26 protein-coding genes are annotated in these 25,914 nt (G+C 70.0%); 14 read left to right on the forward strand and 12 right to left on the reverse strand.

Going from position 1 to position 25,914, the window contains the following annotated elements:
- The first annotated feature begins 111 nt into the window (after positions 1 to 111).
- Both ahcY and ACYVIO_RS14820 read left to right on the forward strand, forming a co-directional pair.
- Entirely contained in the window at positions 112 to 1,548 is a 1,437-nt protein-coding gene (gene ahcY / locus ACYVIO_RS14815; protein ID WP_460651322.1) for an adenosylhomocysteinase, read from the forward strand.
- Positions 1,549 to 1,723: 175 nt separating this feature from the next.
- Positions 1,724 to 2,137 (forward strand): hypothetical protein, encoded by a 414-nt coding sequence (locus ACYVIO_RS14820; RefSeq protein ID WP_460651323.1) that lies wholly within the window; start codon positions 1,724 to 1,726, stop codon positions 2,135 to 2,137.
- Positions 2,138 to 2,149: 12 nt separating this feature from the next.
- On the opposite strand, the gene ACYVIO_RS14825 is transcribed toward ACYVIO_RS14820, so the two are convergent.
- On the reverse strand, positions 2,150 to 2,896 hold the full coding sequence (locus ACYVIO_RS14825) for a helix-turn-helix domain-containing protein (protein ID WP_460651324.1): 747 nt from the start codon (positions 2,894 to 2,896) through the stop codon (positions 2,150 to 2,152).
- A 181-nt stretch (positions 2,897 to 3,077) separates the two neighbouring features.
- Between ACYVIO_RS14825 and ACYVIO_RS14830 the strand changes: the two genes are divergently transcribed.
- Entirely contained in the window at positions 3,078 to 5,456 is a 2,379-nt protein-coding gene (locus ACYVIO_RS14830; RefSeq protein ID WP_460651325.1) for a serine/threonine-protein kinase, read from the forward strand.
- On the opposite strand, the gene ACYVIO_RS14835 is transcribed toward ACYVIO_RS14830, so the two are convergent.
- Complete coding sequence (locus ACYVIO_RS14835; RefSeq protein ID WP_460651326.1) at positions 5,453 to 7,441, reverse strand: vWA domain-containing protein; 1,989 nt, start codon at positions 7,439 to 7,441, stop codon at positions 5,453 to 5,455. The two genes, ACYVIO_RS14830 and ACYVIO_RS14835, sit on opposite strands and share 4 nt — an antisense overlap.
- Before the next feature lie 84 nt (positions 7,442 to 7,525).
- Between ACYVIO_RS14835 and ACYVIO_RS14840 the strand changes: the two genes are divergently transcribed.
- Both ACYVIO_RS14840 and ACYVIO_RS14845 read left to right on the forward strand, forming a co-directional pair.
- Positions 7,526 to 8,053: a helix-turn-helix domain-containing protein gene (locus tag ACYVIO_RS14840; protein ID WP_460651327.1), complete on the forward strand. Its 528-nt coding sequence runs from the start codon at positions 7,526 to 7,528 to the stop codon at positions 8,051 to 8,053.
- A 130-nt stretch (positions 8,054 to 8,183) separates the two neighbouring features.
- On the forward strand, positions 8,184 to 8,720 hold the full coding sequence (locus ACYVIO_RS14845) for a dihydrofolate reductase family protein (protein WP_460651328.1): 537 nt from the start codon (positions 8,184 to 8,186) through the stop codon (positions 8,718 to 8,720).
- Here the strand turns inward: ACYVIO_RS14845 and ACYVIO_RS14850 are convergent.
- Genes ACYVIO_RS14850 through ACYVIO_RS14860 form a run of 3 tightly spaced genes read right to left on the reverse strand, consistent with a single transcriptional unit; the run spans position 8,671 to position 10,860 of the window.
- Entirely contained in the window at positions 8,671 to 9,165 is a 495-nt protein-coding gene (locus tag ACYVIO_RS14850; RefSeq protein ID WP_460651329.1) for a hypothetical protein, read from the reverse strand. The two genes, ACYVIO_RS14845 and ACYVIO_RS14850, sit on opposite strands and share 50 nt — an antisense overlap.
- The gene (locus ACYVIO_RS14855; protein WP_460651330.1) at positions 9,162 to 9,920 is read right to left on the reverse strand and encodes a class I SAM-dependent methyltransferase; all 759 of its coding nucleotides are present in this window, start codon (positions 9,918 to 9,920) and stop codon (positions 9,162 to 9,164) included. Before ACYVIO_RS14855 ends, ACYVIO_RS14850 begins: the two co-directional genes overlap by 4 nt.
- 10 nt (positions 9,921 to 9,930) lie before the next feature.
- Positions 9,931 to 10,860, reverse strand: coding sequence for an RDD family protein (locus tag ACYVIO_RS14860; protein ID WP_460651331.1), 930 nt, complete (start codon positions 10,858 to 10,860; stop codon positions 9,931 to 9,933).
- Positions 10,861 to 10,966: 106 nt separating this feature from the next.
- Between ACYVIO_RS14860 and ACYVIO_RS14865 the strand changes: the two genes are divergently transcribed.
- Both ACYVIO_RS14865 and ACYVIO_RS14870 read left to right on the forward strand, forming a co-directional pair.
- Positions 10,967 to 11,965, forward strand: a complete 999-nt coding sequence (locus tag ACYVIO_RS14865) for a stage II sporulation protein M (protein WP_460651332.1) — start codon at positions 10,967 to 10,969, stop codon at positions 11,963 to 11,965.
- Between the two features lie 63 nt (positions 11,966 to 12,028).
- Entirely contained in the window at positions 12,029 to 12,796 is a 768-nt protein-coding gene (locus ACYVIO_RS14870) for a DUF1206 domain-containing protein (RefSeq protein WP_460651333.1), read from the forward strand.
- A 9-nt stretch (positions 12,797 to 12,805) separates the two neighbouring features.
- On the opposite strand, the gene ACYVIO_RS14875 is transcribed toward ACYVIO_RS14870, so the two are convergent.
- Positions 12,806 to 13,384 (reverse strand): dihydrofolate reductase family protein, encoded by a 579-nt coding sequence (locus ACYVIO_RS14875; RefSeq protein ID WP_460651334.1) that lies wholly within the window; start codon positions 13,382 to 13,384, stop codon positions 12,806 to 12,808.
- A gap of 133 nt (positions 13,385 to 13,517) precedes the next feature.
- Here ACYVIO_RS14875 and ACYVIO_RS14880 point away from each other — a divergent pair, with 133 nt between their 5' ends.
- From ACYVIO_RS14880 to ACYVIO_RS14905, 6 genes are read left to right on the forward strand one after another with little or no spacing between them, the layout of a single operon-like run.
- Positions 13,518 to 15,308, forward strand: coding sequence for an ABC transporter substrate-binding protein (locus ACYVIO_RS14880; RefSeq protein WP_460651335.1), 1,791 nt, complete (start codon positions 13,518 to 13,520; stop codon positions 15,306 to 15,308).
- Positions 15,305 to 16,336, forward strand: coding sequence for an ABC transporter permease (locus ACYVIO_RS14885; protein ID WP_460651336.1), 1,032 nt, complete (start codon positions 15,305 to 15,307; stop codon positions 16,334 to 16,336). The genes ACYVIO_RS14880 and ACYVIO_RS14885 overlap by 4 nt, the downstream gene beginning before the upstream one ends.
- Positions 16,333 to 17,211: an ABC transporter permease gene (locus ACYVIO_RS14890; RefSeq protein WP_460651337.1), complete on the forward strand. Its 879-nt coding sequence runs from the start codon at positions 16,333 to 16,335 to the stop codon at positions 17,209 to 17,211. The genes ACYVIO_RS14885 and ACYVIO_RS14890 overlap by 4 nt, the downstream gene beginning before the upstream one ends.
- Entirely contained in the window at positions 17,208 to 18,161 is a 954-nt protein-coding gene (locus ACYVIO_RS14895; protein ID WP_460651338.1) for an ABC transporter ATP-binding protein, read from the forward strand. Before ACYVIO_RS14890 ends, ACYVIO_RS14895 begins: the two co-directional genes overlap by 4 nt.
- Positions 18,161 to 19,084, forward strand: a complete 924-nt coding sequence (locus ACYVIO_RS14900; RefSeq protein WP_460651339.1) for an ABC transporter ATP-binding protein — start codon at positions 18,161 to 18,163, stop codon at positions 19,082 to 19,084. The genes ACYVIO_RS14895 and ACYVIO_RS14900 overlap by 1 nt, the downstream gene beginning before the upstream one ends.
- Complete coding sequence (locus ACYVIO_RS14905; RefSeq protein WP_460651340.1) at positions 19,081 to 19,617, forward strand: MOSC domain-containing protein; 537 nt, start codon at positions 19,081 to 19,083, stop codon at positions 19,615 to 19,617. The genes ACYVIO_RS14900 and ACYVIO_RS14905 overlap by 4 nt, the downstream gene beginning before the upstream one ends.
- Here the strand turns inward: ACYVIO_RS14905 and ACYVIO_RS14910 are convergent.
- On the reverse strand, positions 19,614 to 20,135 hold the full coding sequence (locus ACYVIO_RS14910) for a cupin domain-containing protein (protein WP_460651341.1): 522 nt from the start codon (positions 20,133 to 20,135) through the stop codon (positions 19,614 to 19,616). The two genes, ACYVIO_RS14905 and ACYVIO_RS14910, sit on opposite strands and share 4 nt — an antisense overlap.
- Positions 20,136 to 20,248: 113 nt before the next feature.
- Between ACYVIO_RS14910 and ACYVIO_RS14915 the strand changes: the two genes are divergently transcribed.
- Complete coding sequence (locus tag ACYVIO_RS14915) at positions 20,249 to 20,629, forward strand: winged helix-turn-helix transcriptional regulator (protein WP_460651342.1); 381 nt, start codon at positions 20,249 to 20,251, stop codon at positions 20,627 to 20,629.
- Here the strand turns inward: ACYVIO_RS14915 and ACYVIO_RS14920 are convergent.
- Genes ACYVIO_RS14920 through ACYVIO_RS14940 form a run of 5 tightly spaced genes read right to left on the reverse strand, consistent with a single transcriptional unit; the run spans position 20,626 to position 25,705 of the window.
- Positions 20,626 to 21,918: a DUF58 domain-containing protein gene (locus ACYVIO_RS14920; protein WP_460651343.1), complete on the reverse strand. Its 1,293-nt coding sequence runs from the start codon at positions 21,916 to 21,918 to the stop codon at positions 20,626 to 20,628. The genes ACYVIO_RS14915 and ACYVIO_RS14920 overlap by 4 nt on opposite strands.
- A complete protein-coding gene (locus ACYVIO_RS14925; RefSeq protein ID WP_460652085.1) occupies positions 21,918 to 22,886 on the reverse strand; it encodes an AAA family ATPase in 969 nt (322 codons plus the stop codon). The genes ACYVIO_RS14920 and ACYVIO_RS14925 overlap by 1 nt, the downstream gene beginning before the upstream one ends.
- Positions 22,876 to 24,042, reverse strand: a complete 1,167-nt coding sequence (locus ACYVIO_RS14930) for a DUF4350 domain-containing protein (protein ID WP_460651344.1) — start codon at positions 24,040 to 24,042, stop codon at positions 22,876 to 22,878. The genes ACYVIO_RS14925 and ACYVIO_RS14930 overlap by 11 nt, the downstream gene beginning before the upstream one ends.
- Entirely contained in the window at positions 24,039 to 24,677 is a 639-nt protein-coding gene (locus ACYVIO_RS14935) for a DUF4129 domain-containing protein (RefSeq protein WP_460651345.1), read from the reverse strand. Before ACYVIO_RS14935 ends, ACYVIO_RS14930 begins: the two co-directional genes overlap by 4 nt.
- Positions 24,674 to 25,705 carry a hypothetical protein gene (locus ACYVIO_RS14940; RefSeq protein WP_460651346.1) on the reverse strand — a complete coding sequence of 344 codons (1,032 nt, stop codon included), beginning with the start codon at positions 25,703 to 25,705 and terminating at the stop codon, positions 24,674 to 24,676. The genes ACYVIO_RS14935 and ACYVIO_RS14940 overlap by 4 nt, the downstream gene beginning before the upstream one ends.
- Positions 25,706 to 25,914: the final 209 nt, after the last annotated feature.

Here is a 25,914-nt window from a genome sequence, read left to right on the forward strand (position 1 = left end):
TTGACATTTAGCTGTCAGGAACGCCTACCCGGTACGGCACCGAGCCTGCCCTTACCGCTAGCCTCGTCGGCGAAGACTTCACCAACCGACACCCTCAGGGAGCGGCACCGCATGACGTTCGATTACAAGGTGGCAGACCTCGGACTGGCCGAGTTCGGTCGCAAGGAGATCCGTCTGGCCGAGCACGAGATGCCGGGTCTGATGGCGATGCGCGCCCAGTACGGCGAGAGCAAGCCGCTGGCCGGCGCGAAGATCATGGGCTCGCTGCACATGACCATCCAGACCGCCGTCCTGATCGAGACGCTGACGGCGCTCGGTGCCGAGGTGCGCTGGGTTTCCTGCAACATCTTCTCCACCCAGGACCACGCGGCCGCCGCGGTCGTCGTCGGCACCGACGGTACGGCCGACGCCCCCGCCGGTGTCCCGGTCTTCGCCTGGAAGGGCGAGACGCTGGAGGAGTACTGGTGGTGCACCGAGCAGGCGCTGAAGTGGCCGGGCGGTGAGGGTCCGAACATGATCCTCGACGACGGTGGCGACGCGACCATGTTGGTCCACAAGGGCACCGAGTTCGAGAAGGCCGGCGCCGTACCGGACCCGTCGACGGCGGACTCCGAGGAGTACGCGGTCGTCCTGTCGGTGCTGACCCGCACGCTGACCGAGGACCCGCAGCTGTGGACGACCATCGGCCAGGGCATCAAGGGTGTCACCGAGGAGACCACCACCGGCGTGCACCGGCTGTACGAGATGCACAAGGCCGGCTCGCTGCTGTTCCCGGCGATCAACGTCAACGACTCGGTCACCAAGTCGAAGTTCGACAACAAGTACGGCTGCCGCCACTCGCTGATCGACGGCATCAACCGCGCCACCGACGTCCTGATCGGCGGCAAGGTCGCGGTCGTCGCCGGTTACGGTGACGTCGGCAAGGGCTGCGCCGAGTCGCTGCGCGGCCAGGGCGCCCGGGTCATCGTGACCGAGATCGACCCGATCTGCGCGCTGCAGGCCGCGATGGACGGCTACCAGGTCACCACGCTCGAGGACGTCGTCGGGATCGCCGACATCTTCGTCACCACGACCGGCAACAAGGACGTCATCACCGCCGACCACATGGCGCAGATGAAGCACCAGGCCATCGTCGGCAACATCGGCCACTTCGACAACGAGATCGACATGGCCGGTCTGTACAAGACCGCCGGCGTCGAGCGGGTCACCATCAAGCCGCAGGTCGACGAGTTCCGCTTCGCCGACGGTCACACCGTGATCATCCTGTCCGAGGGCCGGCTGCTGAACCTCGGCAACGCGACCGGGCACCCGTCGTTCGTGATGTCGAACTCCTTCACCAACCAGGTGCTGGCGCAGATCGAGCTGTACGTGAAGACCACCGAGTACCCGACCGACGTCTACGTGCTGCCCAAGCACCTCGACGAGATGGTCGCCCGCCTGCACCTCGGCGCGCTCGGCGTGAAGCTCACCGAGCTCACCAAGGAGCAGGCCGAGTACCTGGGCCTCCCGGTCGAGGGCCCGTACAAGTCGGACCACTACCGCTACTGAGTTCTGGTTCGGTACGCCGTACAGAACGCTCGCGAAGGCGTCCCACCCATCAGGGTGGGGCGCCTTCGCGCTGTTCGGCGTACGGCGCCATTCCCGGGCGGGAATTGAGGGCCGCGTGGGTGGCGGTGAGGATCGTCGGGCACGCGACCTTCCCCCGATCCGAGGAGAGAATCCGATGCCCGACACCCACGAGCTGATCACCCGGTACGTCGCCGTCTGGGGTGAACCGGACCCGCGGCGCCGCCGCGCGGCGATCCAGGACCTCTGGGCCGAAGGGGGCCGCCATCTGCTGCACCCGCCGGAGGAGGTCCGCGCCGCGGCGGCCGGACTCGGCTTCGCGACCAGCGAACTCGCGGCCCGCGGCCGGGAGGCGATCGAGCTCCGGGTCGCTCGCAGTCATGACGAATTCGTTGCTGACGGCAAATACATCTTCCGGGCGGTCGGTGACGCGGCGCGGCTGGAGGACGTGGTCAAGTTCCGGTGGGAGATGGAATCGGTGGCCGACGGAGAGGTGGTCGGTGGTGGGCTCGAGATCCTGCTGCTGGACGCCGACGACCGGATCGTCGCGGACTACCAGTTCCCGGACTGACCGGCGACCTGATCAGGAGACGCCGACGGCTCGCGCGCTCCGGGCGAGCAGTGCGGCGGTCTCCTGATCGGCGGGAAGGAACGCCTCCAGCTGCAGCTCGGCCACGGTGACGTCGAGCGCGGTTGCGAACGTGGTGATCGTCGTCAGGTGCAGGTCGCCGAGGTCCGTCCGCAGCTGGAGCGGAGCGGCGAAACCGACGTGCTCGGGGCCGGGCTCGACGGCGGGCACGTAGCCGGACAGTTCGTCGCGGAGCTCACCCGGCGGCAGGCGGTCGAGAATGTGACGGGCCCAGTGGCCGAGATTCACGATGCGGGGCGCCAGACCGTCGGGGTGCAGGGACAGCCGGAGGACGTTGACGGGTGGACGGAGAAGGTGGTCGGCCACCCCGTCGACGAGCAGCTCGAAGCCGTCGTTGGCGAGGACCAGTTGGTGCCCGGCGTCGACGACCACCGCCGGGTACGGCAGGTGCCCGGTCAGGAGGTGGCCCAGCGCCACGCGAACGTGCTCGAGCCGAGGGTCGTCGAAGGCGGTCTGCGGGTAGACGGGGGCGAAACCGGCCGCCAGCAGGAGCTCGTTGCGTTCCCGCAGCGACAGACCCATCGACTCGCCCAGCCTGACCACCAGACCGCGGCCGGGGTGTGAGCGCCCGGACTCGACGAAACTCAGGTGCCGCTGCGTCGTACCGGCGCGCAGTGCGAGCTCCAGCTGACTGAGCCGCCGCGTCCGCCGGGCGGCCTTGAGTGCGTCGGAAAAGCTCACCTCGACAGTCTGCCGGGTGCCACCGACAGCCTCGGCCTGGCCGGCGAGATCGCGTCGTGCCGTCGGGGTGGTCGAGCTCGGGTACGGCGGGTGATCGCCGGTGCGGTTCCGCGTCCGGCTGGCTCGGGACCCCGGCAGCCTGGCAAGGTAGCCCGCGGACCGGGTGAGAGGAGGACCGCTGGTGCCTGACGTGTTCGCCGGACGGTTCGAACTGATCGACCCGATCGGCTCGGGCGGCACCGGAACGGTGTGGCGTGCGTGGGACCGCCGTCTCGAACGTTTCTGCGCGGCGAAGGTGTTGCGGCAGCGGCATGCGGGCGCGCTGCTGCGCTTCGTTCGCGAACAGGGTCTGCGGCTCGACCACCCGAACATCCTCAGCCCGTACAGCTGGGCCGCCGACGACGACCAGGCGCTGCTTGCGATGGACCTCGTCGGTGGTGGGGCCGTCAGCAACCTGCTCGCCGACTTCGGTCCTCTTCCGGATCGGTACGCCGCTGAGCTGCTCGCTCAGCTCCTCGGTGCTCTGGTCCAGGTCCACGCTGCCGGCCTTGTCCACCGAGACATCAAGCCGGCCAACCTCTTGCTGGAGGCCACCGGCACCCAACCCCCGATCCTCCGCCTGAGCGACTTCGGCATCGCGTTGTCCTTGGGTGAACCCCGCCTCACGCACCAGGGCGCCCTGATCGGCACTCCCGGCTACCTCGCCCCCGAAACCCTCGCGGGCTCACCGCCTGCCGTCGCCCAGGACCTGTACGCCGTGGGCGTCACCGCCTGGCAACTCCTCACCGGCGAAGAGCCACCCACCACGCATCCGCTGCCTGCACCTGACCGCCCTACCCCGCTGTGGACTTTGATCGGGCCCCTTCTGGCGGACGATCCCGAGGACCGCCCCTCAGCCGAGTCCGCCCTGGCGGCCTTGGCACCTCTCCTCGCCGATCCGCTCGACCTACCGGCCGAAACAGTCGACCAAGAGCCCATCGAGGTCTTCGACCACCTCCCACCGCTGCCTTCCAGCCACCAACACCTCGCCGTACCCTCTACTCCCAACGCTGCGATCGAGCCGACGGCGTCCGCGGCAACTACCAACGCTGCCGCCGAGCCGGCCAGCTCCGCAGCAACCTCCGACGCACCGCCGACCGCCGCCGCGCATCCCGCATCCACGTCAACCACGCTCGGCCAACCTGCGCCGGCAAGCCCGCCGACCGACTCCCGCGAGACCACGCCCTCCGGACCAGGCGCACAACCCGCCGCAGACCCGCGCGCCGGACGGGTGGCCGAGCCGGGCGCTGACACCGGTCGGAGTACGTCGGCCGAGCCGTCTGCCGCACCACGTGAGGTGGCACAGGTCGGTCCGGGTGTCGAGTCACCTGCTGGAGCGCGCCCCGGGGCAGACGCGGAGTCGCGTGCTGAAGCGAGTGCATCGCCGATTGGGGAGGCGGGCCGGGGAACGTCGGCAGAAGCGGCCGTCGTACCGCGTGAGCAGACGCGCGCTGGGGTTGACGGGGAGTCGCGTGCTGAAGCGGGTGGGTCGCCGAGTGGGGAGGCGGGCCGGGGAACGTCGGCCGAAGCGGCCGTCGTACCGCGTGAGCAGACGCGTGCTGGGGTTGGCGGGGAGTCGCGGGTTGGAGCAGGTCGGCCGCCGGGTGGGGAGGGTGGTCGGAGCGCGTCGGGAGATGCAGCCGCCGTGAAGCTTGGATCCACGCAGGCTGGGGCTGGCGTGGAGTCGGGTGGTGGTGCGGGTGGGTCGCCGGGTGGGGAGGGTGGTCGGAGCGCGTCGGGAGATGCAGCCGCCGTGCTGCGTGGGCGCACGCAGGCTGGGGCTGGCGTGGAGTCGGGTGGTGGTGCGGGTGGGTCGCCGGGTGGGGAGGGTGGTCGGAGCGCGTCGGCCGATGTAGCCGCCGTGCCGCGTGGATCCACGCAGGCTGGGGCTGGCGTGGAGTCGGGTGCTGGGCAGGGTGTGGCGCCGGATGGGGAGGCTGGGCGGAGTGCGTTGGCCGGGTCGGCCGCTGCGCGTGAGCGCACGCGGGCTGGGGCCGGTGGGGAAGCGGGTGCTGGGGTGGGCGCGGGGGCGCGGGCTGTAGCGCCGGGTGGGGAGCGGGGCTCGGCGGGCGCCGTGCGGCCTGAGCAGGCGCGTGCTGGAACGGGGGCGGCGGCGGGGGCTGACGGGAGTGGTGGGTCGGCTGGTGGGCGGGGTGGGGTTGCTGGACTTGGGGGATCGGCGGGTGGGGTGGCCTCGTCGCGGGTGAGGCGGCGGGTGGTGGTTGGGGTTTTGGGGGCTGTGGTGCTGGCGGGAGCTGGTGGGTGGTGGTTGCTGGAGGGGCGGCCTGGGGGTGGGGCGCCTGCGTCGGGGGAGTCTTCGCCGACTCCTACGCCGAGTGTTACTCCGTCGGCGACGCCGCCGGTGGTTCCTACCGGGCCGGTGACTCGGGTGCCTAATGCGGCGGTGACTTTGGGTGGGGTGTGTGGGTGGCAGGAGGCCGGGAGTGTGGAGACGACTGCTGACGGCACTCGGGTGGAGTGCCGTCAGCAGGGGAGTGCTTATCGGTGGGTGAAGGTCTAGTTGTTGGGGTGGTTGCCGTAGGGAGGCTGACCGCCGGGGCCGGCTGGGGGCTGCGGGTAGCCAGGGTTCTGGGGGTAGCCCGGGTTCTGCGGGTACGCCGGTGGCGCGACCGGCTTGCGGCGGCGGAGGAGTAGGGCTCCGAGGAGAGTGGCCAGCGCGACCAGGAGGGCGGCGCCGGTGATGATCCAGGGGAGGTTGGACGACGACGAGTCGTCGGTGGGCGGGGTCTGCGGCGGGACCTCGGCGGTGGTGCTGGAGGACGGGGTCGGCTCGGTGGGCGTGGCCGACGGGGTCTCGGTCGGGGTTTCGCCCGTGGAGGCGCCGTACTCGGGCCCGGCGATCTTCTCGCCGGCAACGGCGACGTCGATGGTGAGCGGGACACCGCCGGCGGGCGCGTCGCCGGAGGCAACGCCGAGGCTGGCGACAATGTAGTACCAGCCGTCGACACTCGACTTGCGGAAGTCGGAATCGTTCGCGTTCCGGTTCAGGTAGACCGCGCGCGGCGTCGCGATCGGCTTGCCGCTGCTCGGCAGGATCTTGGTGACTCCCGTGTACGCCGTGGTGTCGAACTTGATCTCGGCTCGCACTGGACTGAACAGACCGGTCCGGATGTTCGTCGTCGCGCCGTCCGGCCGCCCGGCGAAGGTGACCCGGTACGCCAGCCCCTGGCCCCAGTCGAGCTTGACCCGGTAGAACAGCTGCTCGCCGTAGTAGATCGTCTCGCGGAACCGGCCGCCGCCGCCCAGCGTGGTCGCCTCGTTGAACGAGCCGCCGCCTCGGACCGGCTGGACCCCACCGGCAGGCTGCTGCGCGAAGTCGACCAGGCTGGTCTGCGCCGGCTCACCGAGGCTGCCGGTGACCGGCGGCTCGATCCGCAGCTGCAGCTCGACCGGGACCCGGTCGGTGCCGCCGCCGCGGGCGTCGCGGGTCACCCGGAACACGTACTTGCCCGGCACGCTGCAGCCCTTGGGCTTCGACGATCCCGCGACCGTGCCGTTCCAGCTCAGCACCGTGGTGAGCGATCCGCCGTCCTTGGCCCGGGTGTTCAGCTCGCGCTGGGACTCGTAGCAGTCGGCGCCGTTCGGGCCGGTGATCTTGATGTCGATCAGCTCGAGGCCGCGCGGGTTGCCGCGCGGGAAGACCGCGGTCGCCGCGAAGTACGCCGTGTCGCCGGCCTTCAGGTCGGCGGCGTAGAAGCGCTCCTCGACCGGATCGATGGTGTCCAGGTACTGCCCCGGAGTGACGGTCGGCGCCGTGAACGGATCCCCGGTCCCGGCGACAGGCTTCCCGGTCGGCTCGTAGTGCCGCAGGGCGCGCTCGGTCACGCGGCCCAGTACGCCGAGCAGCGAGTCGGCGTCGGCGGCGTCGTGGTACGTGCCGCCGGTGTTCTGCGCGATGCAGGCCAGCTGGGCGCGGGCCTTCGCGTCGACCCGGAAGCCGATCGTGTGGACGTGCAGGTCGACGCCTTGCTGGTGCAGCTCTTTCGCGACCTCGCAGGGCTGCGGCGGAGCGCAGGTGTCCTCGCCGTCGGAGACGAGCACGACCGAGCGCTGGCCTTCCTTCGGCAGCTGGGCGGCCGCCGTACGGAGAGCTTGGCCGATCGGCGTGTAGCCGCTGGCCTTGGTGGCGGCGACCGCGCGCTTGAGGGCCGGCTTGTTGACCGCGCCGACCGGCTGGACGACGCGGACGTCCTTGCAGCCGGCGGCCTTCTCCGAGCCGCTCGATCCCGTGCCGGCGCCGTAGATCGCGAGGCCGACCTGGGCCTCGGCGGGCAGCCCGTCGACCATCGAGCCGACGGCGCGCTTGGCGGCGTCCATCCGGGTGCCGCTGCCGCCGACGTCGCGGGCGGTCATCGAGCCGGAGGAGTCGAGCACGACCATCACCGGCGACAGCTCGCCCTCGGCGGCCGCGGGCACGGCGTTCACGAATGTTAACGCGGCGGCCAGGGCGGTCAGTGCCGCGAGGGCGGAAGTCCGTCGTATCATGAGGTTCTCCAGGGGATGCGGGCGGTGACAAGCAAGAATCTACCGTTTGCATTCGCAATTTGCAAACCGTAATCCGGAGGTGTGGTGAGCGACGCGCACGAGCGCAACCTCGAGCTCCAGCAGCAGTGGTACGGCGAACCGCTGGGCGCCCGTTTCCGGCGGCTGCTCGACCGGCTCGCGCTGTCGCAGGCCCAGCTCGCCGGCGTACTCGGCCTGTCCGCGCCGATGCTTTCACAGCTGATGTCCGGGCAGCGCGCGAAGATCAGCAATCCCGCGGTGCTGTCGCGGGTGCAGCAGCTCGAGGCGATGGTCGGCGAGCCGGGCTGGGACGCGACGCCGCCGCCCGAGCGGGAGCGGCGCCTCGACGAGGTCCGCGCGGCGAAGCAGACGACACTCACGCTCGATCCTGGCCGTGAAGGACCGCAGGAGCCCGCGGCCGATCCGGTCGCGATCATCCAGTCCCTGCTGCGCGATCTGGCGTCGGCCTCCGAGCTGGAGGGCGCCGCCAAGCTGCTCGAAGCCCAGTACCCCGAGCTGGCCGAGGCGCTGCGGGTCCTGGGCGCCGGCCGCACACAGGATGCCCGGGCGTACTACGCGAAGCTCAGGCGGTAGTTGCCCTACGCAACGGCAAGGCGAAGTGGTCCAGTACCGGCCCCTCGGACTGGACCTTCTGCCGATGCCGGTTCGGCCACAGGCTGAGAGCATCCGCGGCGCACTCGCGCCGTACGAAAGGAGCTTCGCTGTGGCGTCATCCGTGCTCGACATGTCGGTGTCCCTCGACGGCTACATCGCCGATCTCAATGACTACCTCGGCGGGGAGGACGACCACCGGCTGCACAACTGGCCGGACGGTGAGTTCATCGACGAGTGGAACGCCTGTGGCGCGGTGGTCGCCGGGCGGCGGACCGCCGAGCTGATGGATCACTGGGGTGGTTCCCACAACGGCGCACCGATCTTCGTTCCCAGCAACCGGCCGCCGAGCCCTGCCGCGCGGTGGGGGTACCCGCTGGTGACGTACGTGCGCGACGGGATCGTCAGCGCGATGGAGCAGGCGAAGGCCGCGGCCGGGGGCAAGGATGTGCAGGTGCGCGGCGGGTACACCGGGCAGCGGGCGCTCGAGGCCGGCGTGCTGGACGAGATCCAGGTCCACCAGATCCCTGTCCTGCTCGGTCAGGGGCACCGGCTGTTCGACGTACTGCCGAAGGAGGTCGAGCTCGAGATCGTTCGCGTCATCGATACGCCGGCGGCAACCCATCTGCGCTACCGAGTACGTCGGTAGTGACCTCGGGGAGGTCCGGGATGGCGACCGTTGCCGCGGTGAGCGTGAAGCGGTCGTCGGTCTCGTCGAGCGCGGCGAGCAGGCGGGTGCCGTCGGCGAGGATCACCGTCCACAGGCCCGGTGGCTCGGTGTCGCCGTACAGGACCATCGCCTTGAAGTGGGTGGCGAACCGGAGCGCGAAGTCGAAGTGGTCGACGTGACGGGCGCGGTTGGTGTCGACGCCGACCGTGAGTGAGATGGCGAAGTGGCCGTGGACGGGTTCGAAGGTGCAGAAGGTGGCGAAGACGAGATCCTGCGGTACGTCGCGGAGCTCGACCTCGACGCGGTCGGCGGGGGCGACGAAGAGATCGGCCTCGGGGATCGCGAAGGTGTCGAGCAGGAACGACCGCAGCTCCGGCACCTCGACGGTGCGCGACGACAGCAGGTCGTAGCCTCCGCCGCTCATCGGATCGCGGTGAACAGGTGCTTGTCCGCGACCTGCCCGAGTACGGCGACCTCGGCGAAGCCGGCTGAACGGAAGGCCTCGACGGTGTCGGTCAGGGTGATGTCGCGGCCTTTGTGGCGGTCCTTGAAGCGTTCCTCGCGCTCGGCGAGCAGGTCGGTGAAGGCGGGCTCGGTCGCCGCTGCCTTCCACCAGGTCTCCCAGTCCTCGACGCCGTTCGCGTGCGAGGCGGACCAGATCTCGTCGCGCAGCTCGACGGCGAGCGCGTCCAGGCGGGGGACCTCGGTCGGGCCGAGGCGCATGGTGTCGGCGTTGAGGAAGACACCGCCGGGGCGGATACGCTCCGCGAGAGTCTGGGCGAGCGTGGTGAGGTCGGCAGGGTCGAGCCAGTGCAGGGCGGTCGCGGAGCAGACGGCGTCGACAGGCTGATCACCGAGTACGGCGTCCCAGCCGGCGGCGCGGAGGTCTGCTTCCTCGAAGCGGACGCGGTCGGAAGCGACCGCCTGCTTGGCGATCTCGAGCAGGAACGGGTCCAGATCGACACCGGTGATTCGGGCGTTCGGGAAACGAGTGGTCGCGCGGGCGGAGATCGAGCCGGGGCCGCAGGCGAGGTCGACGAAGCGTTCCGGCGTACCGGCGAGCCGCTCGACGATCTCGAGCATCAACCCGAACTGCTCCTCGCGGTCGGGGAGGTAGCCGGCCTGCTGGTCGTCCCACCGCTGAAGCCAACCGGTCCAGTCAATTCCTAGCTGCGACATGGTCGCAAGACTAGAACCACTGGCTGGATTCCCCGCTGCCAGGGGCGTGCCAGCCCTGGGGATTCACCTGCTCGCCGCGAGGTTGCACCGGAGGCGGTACGACGGCCGCGGGCGGTCCGCCGTACGCCGGTGGGTGCTGCGTATACGGACTGGGCGGCGCGAACGGCCCGGTGTGGGCCAGCGGGCGGTGGGCCGCGAGCCGGTCCAGCTCGCGGCGGCGTCGCTCGGCCAGTACTGCGGACAGAAAGGCGGGCGAGCTGATCGGCACCGGCGGCCCGGGCGCAGTGAGCCCGCCGACCTTGAACGCCAGGGCGTCGCCCAGAGCGACCTGCGCGGCAGGCTCCAGCTCCTTGTAGCGGGCCAGGTACTCGCGAGACGTGTTGGCCAGATCGTCGGACAGCCGCGAGAGCTCCAGCGACTGCGCCCACTGGACGAGGTGCCCGGGGACGAACAGCGGCGGCGACGCCATCGGCTGGTGGCGTTCGCGGATGACGACGGTGCCGGCGACCATGTCGCCGATCCGTTTGCCCTGCTTGTTCATCAGGCTCGCGACGATCCCCGGCCCGGCCGCGAACCACGGCGCGAAGTCCACGAAGATCCACAGCAGCGACCGCACGAGCGCGTGCCGGAAGCGGATCGAGCTGCCGTCGTCGCGGACCACCCGCAGGCCGAGCAGCATCTTGCCGACGGTCTTGCCGCGGGTCAGCGTCTCCATGACGACCCGGTAGCCGACCAGGACGAGCAGCAGTACCACGAACACCAGCGCCGCCCCGAGCGCCTCGCTGGCCCCGCCGAGCAGGAACCCGAACAGCGTCAGGAGCAGCACGACCAGCACGATCACCTGCAGCGTGAAGTCGATCGCGCACGCCAGCGCGCGGGTCGGCATCCGGGCGATCCGCACCTGGAGGACGACCGCTTCCCCCGTGACCAGCTCAGCCACCCTCGCCCCCTCCACAACGCTTGAGACAGCTAGTGTCGCCTATCCCAGGTCATTTCGACCCCGGAATGCGCGACACTCGACAGGGCAACCGACGGGAAGGCGGGGGATGGACGTCGAAGCGTACGTGTCGGTCCACCAGCCGCAGTGGGACCGCCTGGCCATGCTCACCCGTCGTCAGCGCCGCCTGACCGGTGCGGAGGCCGAGGAGCTGGTGCAGCTCTACCAGCGCGTCGGCACCCACATGGCCGCGCTGCGAGCCGCCGGTGCCGACCCGGTAACAGTCGGTCGCCTGTCCGGCCTGATCGCTGACGCACGCGGTGCGGTGACCGGTGCGCAGGCTCCTGTCTGGCGCGACATCTCCCGGTACTTCCTGGTCAGCTTCCCCGCCGCGCTCTACGTGTCCCGGCGCTGGTGGCTGACGATCGGCCTCCTGTTCTACCTGGTCGCCGCCTGGGTCGCCTGGCGGATCCTGGTGAACCCCGAGGTGCTCGGCTCGGTCGCACCGCCGGAGGCGATCCAGCAACTGGTCGACAAGGACTTCGCGTCGTACTACTCCGAGAACCCGGCGCAGGACTTCGCGCTCCGGGTCTGGATCAACAACGCGACCATCTGCGCCGCCGTACTGGCGATCGGCGTGCTGATCGTGCCGGTCGCCTTCGTGCTGTGGAGCAACGCGACCAACCTCGGCCTGAGCGCGGGCGTGATGATCGGGCACGACAAGGGCGACGTCTTCTTCGGCCTGATCACGCCGCACGGCCTGCTCGAGCTGACCGCGGTCTTCGTCGCGTCGGCCGCCGGGCTCCGCCTCGGCTGGTCGTGGATCGCGCCCGGCCCGCGGACCCGCATGCAAGCGCTCGCGCAGACCGGCCGCGCGACGGTCGGGATGGCGATCGGTCTGGCCGTGATCCTGCTGATCACCGGCATGATCGAAGCCTTCGTCACGCCGTCGCCGCTGCCGACCGCCGTACGGGTCGGTGTCGGCATCGTCGTCGAGGTCGCGTTCTTCGTGTACGTGTGGACGCTCGGGCGTCGCGCCGTACGGGCTGGCGAGTACGGCGACGTCGAGGAAGCCGATCGCGAGGCGAGCGCGCCGGTCTCGGCCTGATCGTTTGCGACTGGGTACGGGGTTCTGAGGACGGGGACCGCCAGCCGCGTCGTGAGGAGCAGGATGAGAACCGCCAGTCAGGCCCAGAACAGCAAGGTGTACGACTACGCCATCACCGTGGGGTTGGTCGCGTACGGCGTCGTGTACCTGCTGGTCGCGTGGATCGCGCTCCAGCTCGCCTGGGGCAGGTCGTCGGAGGAAGCGTCCCAGTCGGGCGCTCTGCAGGAACTCGCCGACAAGCCGCTCGGCACCGTGTTGCTCTGGGTGGTCGGGCTGGGCCTGTTCGCGCTGGTGATCTGGAAGGCGCTCGAGCTCGCGTACGGGCATCTGGACACCGAGAAGAAGGTCTCCTCGGCCGGCCGGCTCGGCATGTACCTGGTGCTCGGCATCAGCGCGATCAAGGTCGCCGTCGGATCGAGCGGCGGCAGCAGCAGCGGGCAGCAGTCGATGACCGCCAAGCTGATGGAGAACGGCGCCGGCCGTGTGCTGGTCGTACTGATCGGGCTCGTCATCATCGGCGTCGGCGTTCGCCAGCTCTACAAGTCGTACAAGACGAAGTTCACCGAGGACCTGGTCGGTGGGGTCTCCAGGACCACGATCCGGCTCGGCCGAATCGGCTACGCGGCCAAGGGCGTCGCGTTCTTCATCGTCGGCGTGCTGTTCGCCTGGGCCGCGATCGACTACGACCCGAGCAAGGCCGGGGGGCTCGACACCGCGATGCGCACGATCAAGGACCAGCCGTTCGGCGCCGTCCTGCTGACGATCATGGCCCTCGGCCTGGCCTGCTTCGGTGTCTACTGCTTCAGCTGGTCACGCAACGCCAAGCACTGAGAGTTCCTTTCAGCGCCGTACGCGGTACCGGAGGTGGGTCGCGTCCTGGCCCTGGGCGACCTCGAGGGGTTCGAGCTCGATCTGGCCGGGGCCGAGGTGGTCGAAGAGGCGCCGGCCCTGGCCGAACAGGACCGGGACGAGGTGGATCTGGAGCTCGTCGAGCAGGCCGGCGGCGAGCATGCGCTGGGTCAGGCCGGCGCCGTGGACCATGACGTTCTTGTCGCCGGCGGCCTTCTTGGCCTCGGCGACGGCGTACTCCAGGTCGTCGACGTAGTGGACGTTGGACCACCCGGCGAACTCGGCGGACGGCTGGTGCCGGCTGAGGATGTAGATCTGGATGCCGTCGTGGTGGTCGCCGTTCCAGCCGCCGGCGGGCTCGAACGTGCCGCGGCCGGCGACGACCGCGCCGGTGGTCATGAAGTCGTCGATCACGGCGCGGTCGGCGTCGCCGAGGCTGGCCAAGTCGTCCAGCACGCCCCACCCGTGCAGCCGTTCACCGCCGTCGCCGAGGCCGTTCTCGTAGGTCTCGTTCGGCCCGGCGATGAATCCGTCGAGGGACATGGACATGTAGAGCACGGTCGAGGACATGCGGGCCTTCTCTCGCTCGGTGGTAGCAGCAGTATCACAAGTGCCTACGTAACTGAGTAAATCATTGACATTGCTTTACGAATTGGTGTTGCTTTCTCTCTAAACGGCGCTTTGGTGAGAGGTGCGTGGCGGGATGAGGAAGTTGTTCGCGGGGCTGGCGGCGGTGGCGCTGCTGGCAGTGGGGACGGCGCCGGCGCAGGCGGCGGAACCGGACAAGCCCAAGGTCGTGCGGGTGGGCGCGACGCAGTCGATGGACTCGATGAACCCGTTCCTCGCGGTCCGGCTGGTGTCGACGTCGATCCATCGCTGGACGTACGGGTTCCTCACCGTGCCGGACGCGAAGACGTTGCAGCCGAGCCCCGACCTGGCCGAGTCCTGGACGACCTCGCCGGACGGGCTGACCTGGACGTTCAAGATCCGCCAGGCCAAGTGGTCCGACGGGCAGCCGATCACGGCCGACGACGCGGCCTGGACGTTCAACAAGATGATGACCGACGACGGCGCCAAGACCGCCAACGGTCCGGCGGTGGAGAACTTCGCCAGCGTCAGCGCGGCCGGGCAGGACCTGACGATCAAGCTCAAGGCCCCACAGGCCTCGATGCTGGAGAACCCGGTCCCGATCGTGCCCAAGCACGTCTGGGAGAAGGTCGGCGACATCGCCAAGTACGACGCCGAGACGTACCCCGCCGTGACGAGCGGCCCGTACATCCCGGTCGAGCACAAGAAGGACCAGTACGTGAAGCTGAAGGCCAACCCCGAGTACTGGCGGGGTGCGCCGAAGATCGACGAGCTGCAGGTGATCTTCTACGACAACCCGGCGGCCGCGGTGGTCGGGCTGAAGAAGGGCGACATCGACCTGCTCGGCCGGCTCGCGCCGCCTGACTTCGAGGCGCTCAAGGGTGACGCCAACGTCGTGCAGTGGAACAACGAGGGCCGGCGGTCGTCGTACCTGCAGATCAACCACGGCGCGACCACGAGTGACAACAAGCCGATCGGTGACGGGCACCCGGCGCTGAAGGACCCGAAGGTCCGGCAGGCGCTGCACTACGCGATCGACAAGCAGAAGCTCGTCGACGAGGTGCAGAACGGGCTGGCCAAGCCGGCCGACGGTTCGATCGTGCCGCCGATGTACAAGGACTTCTTCTGGCAGGCCGAGGGCGACAAGAAGATCAGCTTCGACCTCACCAAGGCGAACCAGATCCTCGATGCCGCGGGCTACAAGAAGGGTGCCGACGGCATCCGCACGATGCCGGACGGGTCGCGCAAGCTGCAGTTCCGGTTCAGCATCCACACCGACACCCCGATCGAGGACAAGCTCGCGGAGTACCTGACCGGCTGGTTCAAGGAGATCGGCATCGCCGTGACCACCAAGCGGCTGGACTCCAGCAAGTTCACCGAGGAGACCGGTACGACGGCGCTGTTCGACATCGCGGTCAGTGGCTGGTCGGTCAACCCCGACCCGGAGGAGGTGCTGGCCACGCACCTGTGCAGCCGGCGCCCGACGGCGTCCGGTGAGGGCGGCGGGACCGAGTCGTTCTACTGCGACCCGCAGTTCGAGCAGCTCTACCAGCAGCAGCTGAAGGAGCTCGACCGGACCAAGCGGGCCGGGATCATCAAGCAGATGGAGGAGCGCCTCTACACCGACGCCCCCGTCATCGCCCTGTACTACCCGAACGACCTCGAGGGCTACCGCAAGGACCGGATCGCCAGCATCACGCCGATCCCCGAGGACAAGGGCATCCTGTACGGCGGCTCGGGCTACTGGCCGTTCTACACGGTCGAGGCGGTCACGGCCGACAGCGCTGAGGAGGGCGGCTCGAACACGGGCGTCATCGTCGGGGTGGGCATCGGCGTGATCGTCCTGGCCGGCGTCGCGTTCTTCCTCGTACGGCGTCGCGGTGGCGCCGCGGACGAGCGCGAATGACCGTAACCCCGTCAGCGCTCGACACCCTCGAGCAACGGCCCGCCAGCCACGGCGTACTCCGGTACGCCGTGGCGAAGGCGGGCGGCGCCCTGCTCAGCATCTCGATGGTGATCGTGGCGACGTTCTTCCTGTTCCGGCTGCTGCCGGGTGACCCGGTCCGTGCGCTCGCGCAGGGCCGGAACATGACGCCGGAGCAGCTCGACCTCGAGCGGCATCGCCTCGGGCTGGACAAGTCGTTGCCCGAGCAGTTCTTCCAGTTCGTCAAGCAGACCGTGCAGTTCGACCTCGGTACGTCGTACGAGTACAAGCGGCCGGTGCTCGACCTGATCGGGGAACGGATCGGGTCGACGCTGCTGCTGACCGGGACGGCGCTGGTGATGGCCGTCAGCCTCGGGATCTGGCAGGGCGCTCGCGCGGGCTGGAAGCCGGGCAGCCGGTTCGACAAGTTCTCCACCGCGATCTCGCTGGTGCTGTGGTCGGTGCCGACGTTCTGGCTCGGGCTCCTGCTGCTGATGGTGTTCGCGGCCGGCGTCGGGCCGATCCCGGGCATCTTCCCGACCCGCGGGATCGAGAGCGTCGACGCGCCGGACGGGTTCGCGTACATCCTCGACGTCGCCAAGCACATGGTGTTGCCGTGCCTCACGATGGTGGCCGTCGTCTACGCGCAGTACCTGCTGGTGATGCGGTCCTCGGTGCTCGACGAGGTCGGCCAGGACTACGTCACGACGGCGCGGGCCAAGGGGCTCAAGGACGACGACGTACGCCGGAAGCACGCCGTACCGAACGCTCTGCTGCCGACCGTGACGCTCGTCTTCATGCGGATCGGCTTCGTCGTCGGCGGCGCCGTGACCGTCGAGGCGATCTTCAGCTGGCCGGGCCTGGGGCAACTGTTCTACGAGGCGATCCGGGTTCCCGACTTCACCTTGATGCAGGGCACGTTCCTGCTGATCACGGTGTCGGTGATCGTGATGAACACGCTCGCCGACGTCGTGTACCACCTGCTCGACCCGAGGGTGAGGTCCGCATGAGTGTCACCTGGACCCGGCGAAAGCGTTCCCTGCAACGGTTCTGGGCCGACTTCCGGCACCACCGGGCCGGCGTCGTCGGCCTGTCGATCCTGCTCGTCGCCGTACTGCTGGCGGTGATCGCGCCGCTGTTCATCGACGCCGGCGTGACGAACGTGGTCAGCGGGACCGGCGAGAAGATGGCGCCGCCGAGCTGGGACGCGCCGCTCGGCACCGACGAGTCCGGCCGGTCGGTGCTCCTGATGATCTGGTGGGGTTCGCGGACCTCGCTGCTGATCGGCTTCCTCGCCGCGCTGCTGAGCATGGTGATCGGGACCGTGCTGGGCATCGTCGCCGGGCACTTCCGCGGCTGGATCGGCGCGATCGTGCTGCGGATCACCGACTGGTTCCTGGTGCTGCCGTCGCTGGTCACCGCTCTCGTGCTGGCGGCGATCCTGGGCGGCAGTACGGCGACCATCGTCGTCGCGATCGGCGTCACCTCGTGGCCGTCGACCGCGCGGCTGATCCGGGCCCAGACGCTGGCCGTCGAGGCCCGGCCGTACATCGAGCGGTCGACCGCGCTCGGCGGCGGGCACTGGCACATCGCGACCCGGCACGTATTGCCGAACGTCGCGCCGTTGCTGCTGGCCAGTACGACGCTGGAGGTCGCGAGCGCGATCGTCACCGAGTCCACGCTGGCCTTCCTCGGCATCAGCGCCAACAAGACGTCCTGGGGGACCATGCTGCGCGGCTCGTACGACTGGGGTGCGGCGACGTCGGGCGCGTGGTGGTACATCCTCGTACCGGGTCTGTGCATCGTGGCCGTGGTGATGGCGTTCACGCTCTGCGGCCGCGCGCTGGAGACCGTGCTCAACCCGAGACTGCGAGGCGCGCGATGAGCCTGCTCGAGCTGGACGACGTGTCGATCACGTACAAGATCGCGGGCGGCGAGGTGCCCGCCGTACGGGGTGTGTCGCTGGCCCTGAACGCCGGTGAGGCGCTGGGCATCGTCGGGGAGTCGGGGTCGGGCAAGTCGTCGCTGGCGATGGCGATCCTGCGGTTGCTGCCGCGCGACGCGGTGGTCGGCGGACGGATCCTGCTGGAGGACGACGACGTCCTGACGATGTCGTGGGGCAAGCTGCGCGCGGTCCGGTGGGCCGAGGCGTCGATCGTGTTCCAGGGCGCGCAGCACGGACTCAATCCCGTACGACGGATCGGCGAGCAGATCGCCGAGCCGTTGCTCGTGCACAAGCTGGCCGGGCCGGAGAAGGCGCGACGGCGGGTGGCCGAGCTGCTCGATCAGGTCGGCTTGCCGGCTTGGCGGTCTCGGAGCTACCCGCACGAGCTGAGTGGTGGCCAACGGCAACGAGTGATGATCGCGATGGCCTTGGCGTGCGAGCCCCGGTTGATCATCGCGGACGAGCCGACGACCGCGCTGGACGTGATGGTCCAGGCGCAGGTGCTGACACTGATCCGCGAACTGGTCGCGGCCGAGGACATCGCGCTGCTGATGATCTCGCACGACCTGTCCGTCCTGGCCGATCTCTGCGACCGGCTGGCGGTGATGTACGCCGGGCGCGTGGTCGAGACCGGCCCGTCGAGTGGTGCGTTCGCGCATCCGTACAGCCGCGCGCTGTCGGCGGCGTTCCCGACGATCGGGGACCCGGCGTCGCGGCTCGCGCCGAAGGGGCTCGGTGGGGATCCGCCGGATCCGTCGTCGCTGCCGTCGGGGTGCGTGTTCCATCCGCGCTGCTCGGTGGCGTTGGAGACCTGCTCGACGGTCGAGATCGAGCTGCGGCCGGCGGGCGACCGTCGTACGGCCGCGTGCGTGCTGGTGGGGGAGGGCTGATGCTGGAGGCAAGGAACCTGTCCGTCGAGTTCGCGGCGCGCGGGCGGCGGGCGCGGGCGGTCGACGGGGTCAACCTCGCGGTCGGTGCGGGCGAGATCGTCGCGCTGGTCGGCGAATCCGGGTGCGGGAAGACGACGCTCGCGCGAACCCTGCTGGGGTTGGAGAAACCTGCCGGAGGTGAGGTCTTCTACGACGGGAAGCCGTTGAGCTACAAGGCTCGGGAGCTTCGCGCCTACCGCCGTCGGGTGCAACTGGTCCTGCAGGATCCGACCGGGTCGCTCAATCCGCGGCAGACCGTCTACGAAGCCGTTGCCGAGGGCCCCCGGATCCATCGGCTGCCGGACGAGGAGAAGGTGGTTGCCGACGCGTTGTCGCGGGCTGGTCTGAGGCCGCCCGAGCGCTTCTTCCTCCGCTACCCGCACGAGCTCTCCGGCGGCCAGCGCCAGCGCGTGGTCATCGCGGGTGCTCTGGCGCTCAACCCGCAGGTCCTCATCGCCGACGAGCCGGTCGCTTCGCTCGACGCATCCGTCCGTGGGGAGATCCTCGCGCTGCTGCTGAAGCTTCGGGACGAGCTCGGACTGTCGGCGCTCGTGGTCACCCACGACCTCGGCCTGGCCTGGAACATCGCCGACCGGGTCGCGGTCATGTACCTCGGCCGCATCGTCGAGTCCGGCCCGACCGAGCAGGTCCTGCAGAACCCGCAGCACCCGTACACGAAGGCGCTGCTCTCGGTCCTGCCCGAGTCGCCCGAGAAGATCGTCCTCACCGGCGAGCCACCGGACCCGACCCGCATCCCGCCCGGCTGCCGTTTCCACCCGCGCTGCCAGGTCGTCGTCGCGGAGTGCCGTACGGTCCCGCTGGAGATTCTCCCCGCTGCCGTGTCGCAGCAGGCCGCGTGCCATCTCCTTAAGCTGGACGGGTGAGAGTCCACTCGGTCAATCGCGACAGCCAGCACAAGTTCAGCAAGCCGCCGGTGCCCGAGATCACGCTGATCGAGGGCATCGGCGTCGAAGGCGACGCCCACGCGGGCACGACTGTCCAGCACCTCCACCTGATCAAGGTGGACGCCGCCGCGCCCAACCTGCGCCAGGTCCACCTGATCCAGTCCGAGCTCTTCGCGGTACTGGAGGAAGCCGGCTACGAGGTCGGCCCGGGCGACCTCGGGGAGAACGTCACCACGTCGGGTGTCGACCTGCTCAACCTCCCCACCGGCACCGAGCTCCACCTCGGCGACACCGCCGTGGTCACCCTCACCGGCCTCCGCAACCCGTGCAGCCAGATCAACAAGTTCCGCAAGGGTTTGCTGAAGACGATGCTCCACAAGGACGCCGCCGGCGAGGTCGTCCGCCTGACGGGCGTGATGTCCGTGGTGAACCACGGCGGCATCGTCCGCCCGGACGACCAGCTGAAGGTCGTCTACCCGGACGGGCCCCATCAGCCACTCGACCTGGTCTAGTCCCGGTTCGGCAGGCTGATCGTCCGGACCAGCTCGTTCATCACGGCCCAGCGGGCGCGGAGGTCGTCGTCGACCGGCGGGACCGGTTGGCCGGGGACCGCGGGGAGGGCGTGGTCCTGGATCACCTGCTCGGGCCCGGCCGGGCTGAACAGGAACAGCATCCGGGCCGCGTGGTTGGCGATGTTGTGGAACCGGTGCCGCACTCCCCGCGGGATGTGGACGAAGTCGCCGGCCCGCGCCACGAAGGTCTCCTCGCCGTCGAGGAACTCCAGTTCGCCCGACAGCATGTAGAAGCTCTCCTCCTCGGTCGGGTGGGCGTGCGGCGGCGGACCGCCGCCGGCCGGCACGGTCGCCTCGATCAGCCCGAAGCCGCCGTTGGTCTGGGCTCCGGTCGCCTTGATCGTGTAGATGTCGTCGGCGGCCCAGACCGTCGGGCCGCTGCCCGACGGCACGTAGAGGGCGCCACTGCGGTACCAGGCGGGGTCGTCGGTCGGGAGATCGGACCAGGGGAAGCTCATGCGGGACTGCCTTTCCAGGCGTGAGGAATACTTGAAGCATCAATGAGCCTGCCCCCGGGCCGTGGAACCGGCAAGAGGGCAGTTTCTCCCCACCAGGTATCGCGGAGGGAACCATGCCGGAGACGTCGACGGCGCAGCAGGAGCACAGCGAGGGAGAGTGCGACCTGGCCCGTACGGTGCTCAGCCTGATCGGGGACAAGTGGTCGCTCCTGGTGCTGGGCCACCTCGCCGACCAGCCGCTGCGCTTCAACGAGCTGCGGCGGGTCCTGGCCCCGATCACTCAGCGGATGCTGAGCCAGAGCCTGCGGGCGTTGGAGCGCGACGGGCTGGTCAGCCGGACCGTGTACCCGACGGTGCCGCCGAAGGTGGAGTACGCGGTGACCGAGGTCGGCCGGTCCTTCAACGGGGTGGTCGGTGTGATCGCTGCCTGGACCGACGAGAACCTCGCCGCGGTGACGGAGGCTCGGGCCGTGTACGCCGCCAAGGCGGGCTAGAGCCGGCCGGCCTTCTTCAGTGCGAGGTAGGTGTCGGCCAGGGCGGGCGCGATGTGGTCGGGGTTTTCGTCGACGACGGTGACGCCGGCTCGGGTGAGGACGGCGGTGACGCGTTCGCGGTCGAGGCGGGAGCGGGCGGCGGAGGCTGCGCCGTACAGCTCGATCAGGTCGGAGCGGGCGGACTCGAGCTCGTCGAGGCGCGGGTCGGCGACGGACGCCAGGACGACGACGTGGCGGCGGAGGAGAGGGCCGATGACGGGGAGCAGGGACTCCTCGATGACGGCAGGCTCCAGGCCGGTCAGGAGGACGACGAGCGAGCGCTGGCCGAGGCGTTCGAGGGTTTGCGAGACGACGACCCGGAAGTCGGTCTGGACGAGTTCGGCGTCGACGTTGGCCAGGGCGTTGACGAACGACGGCAGCACGTCCTCAGGCGCAGGACGCCGTACGTCGGCCCGCACGGCCGAATCGCAAGCCAGCAACGAGACCCGGTCACCAGCACGCGTCGCCAGCGCCGCGAGCAGCAGCGCGGCGTCCATCGCGTGGTCGAGCCGCGGTGCGTCGCCGACGCGGCCCGCGGACATCCGGCCGGAGTCGATCACGATGGCTACCTGCCGGTCCCGCTCCGGCCGCCAGGTCCGCAGTACGACGCTGCTACGCCGTGCAGTGGCCCGCCAGTCGATGCTGCGGACGTCATCACCCGGCACGTAGTCCCGCAGCGAGTCGAACTCCGTCCCCTGCCCGCGCACGAGCAGCGCAGTCCGCCCGTCCAGCTCACGCAGCCGAGCCAGTCGCGACGGCAGGTGCTTGCGACTGTTGAACGGCGGCAGTGCCCGCACAGTCCAAGGTGCCTCGTGCGACCCCTGCCGTCCGGCAAAGCCCAGCGGCCCGATCGACCGGATAGTCACCCGGAACGCCTTCCGGTCGCCGCGACGAGTGGGCACCAGGTGCGTCACCAGCCGCCGCCGCTCACCACCAGGCAGGTCCAGCTTGTGCGGCGGATCCTGTACGCCGGCCGACGGCGGCCACGCGTCCCGCAGCAACCCCCTGACCCGCCGACCCGGGTTGGCCACCATCAGCGTCACCGAAGCCGGCTGCCCGAGCCGCACCGCGGTGTCCCCGTCCCTGCTGAGCTGCAGCCGCCGCGGCGACCCAGCCAGCAGCAGGTCGACCAGGCACACCACCAGCACGACAGCGACGACCACACCGACGCCGGACCAGCTCGGCATCACCAGTGCGACGAAGAGAACTCCCAAGCCGGCCAGCAGACCGGCTCGGCCAGTGACAACCATCAGCGTGGTACCGGAACCGTGGCGAGCACGCTCTCCAGTACGGCGTCCGCGGTGACGCCCTCCAGCTCGGCCTCAGGCCGGATCTGCACCCGGTGCCGCAGGCAAGGACGTGCCATCGCCTTCACGTCGTCAGGGATCACGTAGTCGCGCCCGGACAGCCACGCCCACGCACGCGCAACTGCCAGCAGCGCCGTGGCTCCACGCGGAGACACCCCGAGCTGCAGCGACGGCGACTGCCTGGTCGCCCGGCACAGGTCGACGACGTACGCCAGCAGGTCCTCCCGTACGGCGACCCGGCGTACAGCAGCTTGCCCAGCCAGCAGGTCCTCCGGCCCGGCCACCGGCCGGATCCCCGCAGCGACCAGGTCGCGCGGGTCGAACCCCTGCGCATGCCGAGCCAGTACGGCGATCTCGGCGTCCCGCGGCGGCATGTCCAGCGTCACCTTGAGCAGGAACCGGTCCAGCTGCGCCTCGGGCAACGGGTAGGTGCCCTCGTACTCGATCGGGTTCTGGGTGGCGGCCACGACGAACGGCGACGGCAGCTTGCGCGGTACGCCGTCGACGGTGACCTGCCGCTCCTCCATCGCCTCCAGCAGCGCGGCCTGGGTCTTCGGCGGCGTCCGGTTGATCTCGTCGGCCAGCAGGATGTTGGTGAACACCGGCCCGGGCCGGAACTCGAACTCGCTGGTCTTCGCGTCGTACACCAGCGACCCGGTGACGTCACCGGGCATCAGGTCCGGCGTGAACTGCACCCGCTTGGTGTCCAGCCGCATCGCCATCGACAACGCCCGGACCATCAGCGTCTTCGCCGTACCGGGCACGCCCTCGAGCAGCACGTGGCCACGGCACAGCAGCGCGAGCACCAGGGCGGTCACCGCGGTGTCCTGGCCGACGACGGCCTTGCCGATCTCCGCCCGCAGCTCGACCAGTGCTTGCCGCGCCCGCTCCGGGCTCACCTCAGCGGTCATGTGTGCCTCGGCCGTCACGGGCTACCTCCTGGGTCAGTACTTGCAGTGCGTCGGACAGGGAAAGCAGAGCGGCGTCGTCGACCGGAGGCCCGCCGTAGAGGATGTCGTACAGCATGGCCGGGTCCAGACCGGTCCGGGCGGCCAGCGCGCTGACCACAGCGGTCGGCTCGGCCCGGCGGGGGATGCCGTGGACCTTGTAGATCTTGCCGAGCGCCGACTCGCGCAGTGCGGCGGCAGCGCGGTCCCGGGCGCGTGAACGCCGGTAGAGCCGGGCCCTGCCCTCAGTGGTCTCAGCTGCGTGTACGACGACCGGCAGCGGCTCCGGTACGACGGGACCGAGCCGCCGGCCGCGCCAGAGCGCCACGACGAAGACGGCGAAGGCTAAGGCCCAAGCGACGTACCGGACGTCCGGCGGGATCAGCGGCGGGCCGTCGTCGTTGCCGGCGTCGTCGAAGTTGGAGGACTCGTACTGCGGTAGGTACCAGACCAGCTCCGGGTGCGTGCCGAGCAGGTTGAGCGCCAGCGCCGCGTTGCCGTCCTCGGCCAGTTCGGCGTTGGTGAACGACTGCTGCGTACCGATCACGTCGACGGTCCGGCCGTCCTGCTCCAGCCGGACGACTGTCGCGTTGACGCCGTCGCCGTAACAGGTCTCGGCCTCGGGAGGTGCCGTGTACGTCGTACCTCTGACCGTCACCGTGCCCGCCTTGACCGCAGCGGGTAGGTCGCAGTTGGGGGAGCGGCTGCCGGCAGGCAGTGTGGAGCTCGCGTTCTCGATGCCTGGAGCAAGGACCTCCAGCGCCTCGCGGTCCGGGCGGACCAGGATCAGGTGGTCCCAGCGCGACGACGCGATCCGGCGCCAGTCGCTGCTGCTGAGGCTTCCGGACGGTCCGATCAGCAACGCCCGGTCGGAGCCGCTGCCGACAGCGTCGTCGAGGTTCTCCGTGCCGGTCACCTGGACGCCGTGGTCTTCCAGCAGCGTCGCCAGCGCCTTGGCGCCACTGCCCTCGGCCGAGTCCGGGCTGAAGGGACCGGAAGTCCGCGCGGCCGTCGCGACCATCAGGATCACCACGCCGAGCACGATCGCACCGGTGACCAGCAAGGGGATCCGCAGCGCCCGCCAGCCTTCGCCGACGCTCCGACCGACCGGTGTGCTCATCCCTGCACCAGCGCCCTGGTGGAGACGTGCCGAGCTGCCTCGTCCGCTGTGACCACTGCGGCGTAGCGCTCCGGCGTACCGGGTCGGTTGCCGTAGACAACCTCCGTGAAGACGTCAGCAGCCGGACGCAGCGGGTCGCGCAGTGCAGGGACCCCGCGGCCTGCATCGGCGACAGCCTCGTACGCCGTACGGCCGGCCCGCTCGTCCAGCACAGTGCGCTCCGTCAGCTCAGCCACGCAGGCGCGGAACCTGCTGCGTACGGCGGCTGTGTAGTCGCCGGCAGCGGCCTCCTGCTCCGCCTGCGACCGGTACTGCGCCGCACTGCGTGGGCGCTCGGTGTCGAACACCGCCTGGCTGGCCTTGCCACCGGAGGTCCGCAGTACGCCAGCTCGCCACAGCACGACCACAACGATCAGCGCGATCAGTCCGAACAGGAGGATCAGTCCGGTCCGGCCGTTGGTGCTCGGACTCACCAGACCGTCCAGCAGGTCGCCGATCCACTCGAACACCTTCTGGACCGCCCGGCTGACCAGGGAGTCGCCGGCCTGACCGTAGACCGGCTTGGACAGCTCCCGGGCGGCCTCGGCCGCGGCGTCTTCCCGGCTGATGTCCACCGGCGGTTCGAAAGGAATCAACGTTGCCACTCCGTCGGTCCGGGCACGGTCGGTCGCAGGGAGGGGCGCATCCACAGGTCGAGGCCCTCACGGCGTACACGGAGGTCCAGGTAGATCAGCGCCTGGACGGCGGACATGAAGGCCAGGCTGGCGATCAGCGTGGCGACCGTGGCGACACCGGCCGCGGCCGCGACTGCGATGCCGACGATCAGCGCCGCGTCACCGCCGCTGCTGTCGACCCAAGCGCCCAGTGTCAGCACCAGCGTGGTCACGCCGAACTGCAAGGCGTAGCTGACGATGTTGACCACCACACCGCCGAACAGCAGCACGCCGAAGACCCGCCAGAACCTGCCCTTGACCAGGTACCAGGAGCGTTTCAGCGAACCGAAGACGCCCACTCGTGCCGGGACATAGAGGCCGATGTCCGGTGCGTGCTTGCCCTCCATCAGCACCACCGTCCCGGCCAGGACCAGGCGGATGCCGAAGATGATCACCAGCACGGCACCGACCAGGATCAGCAGCACCGAGACCAGTCCGGCCGCGTCGGACGAGATCGCGGCGTCCGCACCGAGACCGATGCCGAAGACACTCAATCCCCAGCCCGCCAGCAGTACGACGAACGACAGCGACTGCAGCAACCCGACCGCGGCCAGTGCGGGCAGCGCCGGGCGGACCAGCCGCAGCAGCTCGCGCGGACCGAGCCGCCGGCCCAGCTGACTGCGGACGGCGGCCAGCGCGATGATGCCGGCCAGCATGCTCGACACCACGGCGAACAGCACCAGCTGCACGCCGTACATGAGCAACAGCGCGGCACCGGCCTGCTCCAGCGGGTCGTCCTCGCCGAACAGCGCGCCGATCCCACCAGGCACCGTCAGCTGGGTCAGACCGGCCTGTACGGCGGCCAGCGCGATCCCCGCCAGGACTGGCAGGCCCAGCATGATCGCCTTGTTCTCCGAGATGGTCCGGGCCGCGTTGTCGAGCAGGTCGGCCGGCAGCCAGGGCCGCAGCGGCTCGCCGCCGTCCTCCCGTACGCCGAGGTCGTCGCGCACCCCGTGCCTCCCCTCGTGTCCCCGCCCCGGGTTGTCCCCCGGGCACGACTTGCACCATGATCACCCCCCGGACGGTCCACGCACCCGCATTGGCGGCGGCTCGCACGGCGATCCGGCGTGTGCACTACCTGGGGAATGGGACACTATCCGTAGTGCGGCCCCCGGGCGCACCACCTGATTCGACGAACCGGACCGGCAGACGGCAAGCG

The sequence above is a fragment of the Kribbella endophytica genome, assembly GCF_054781295.1.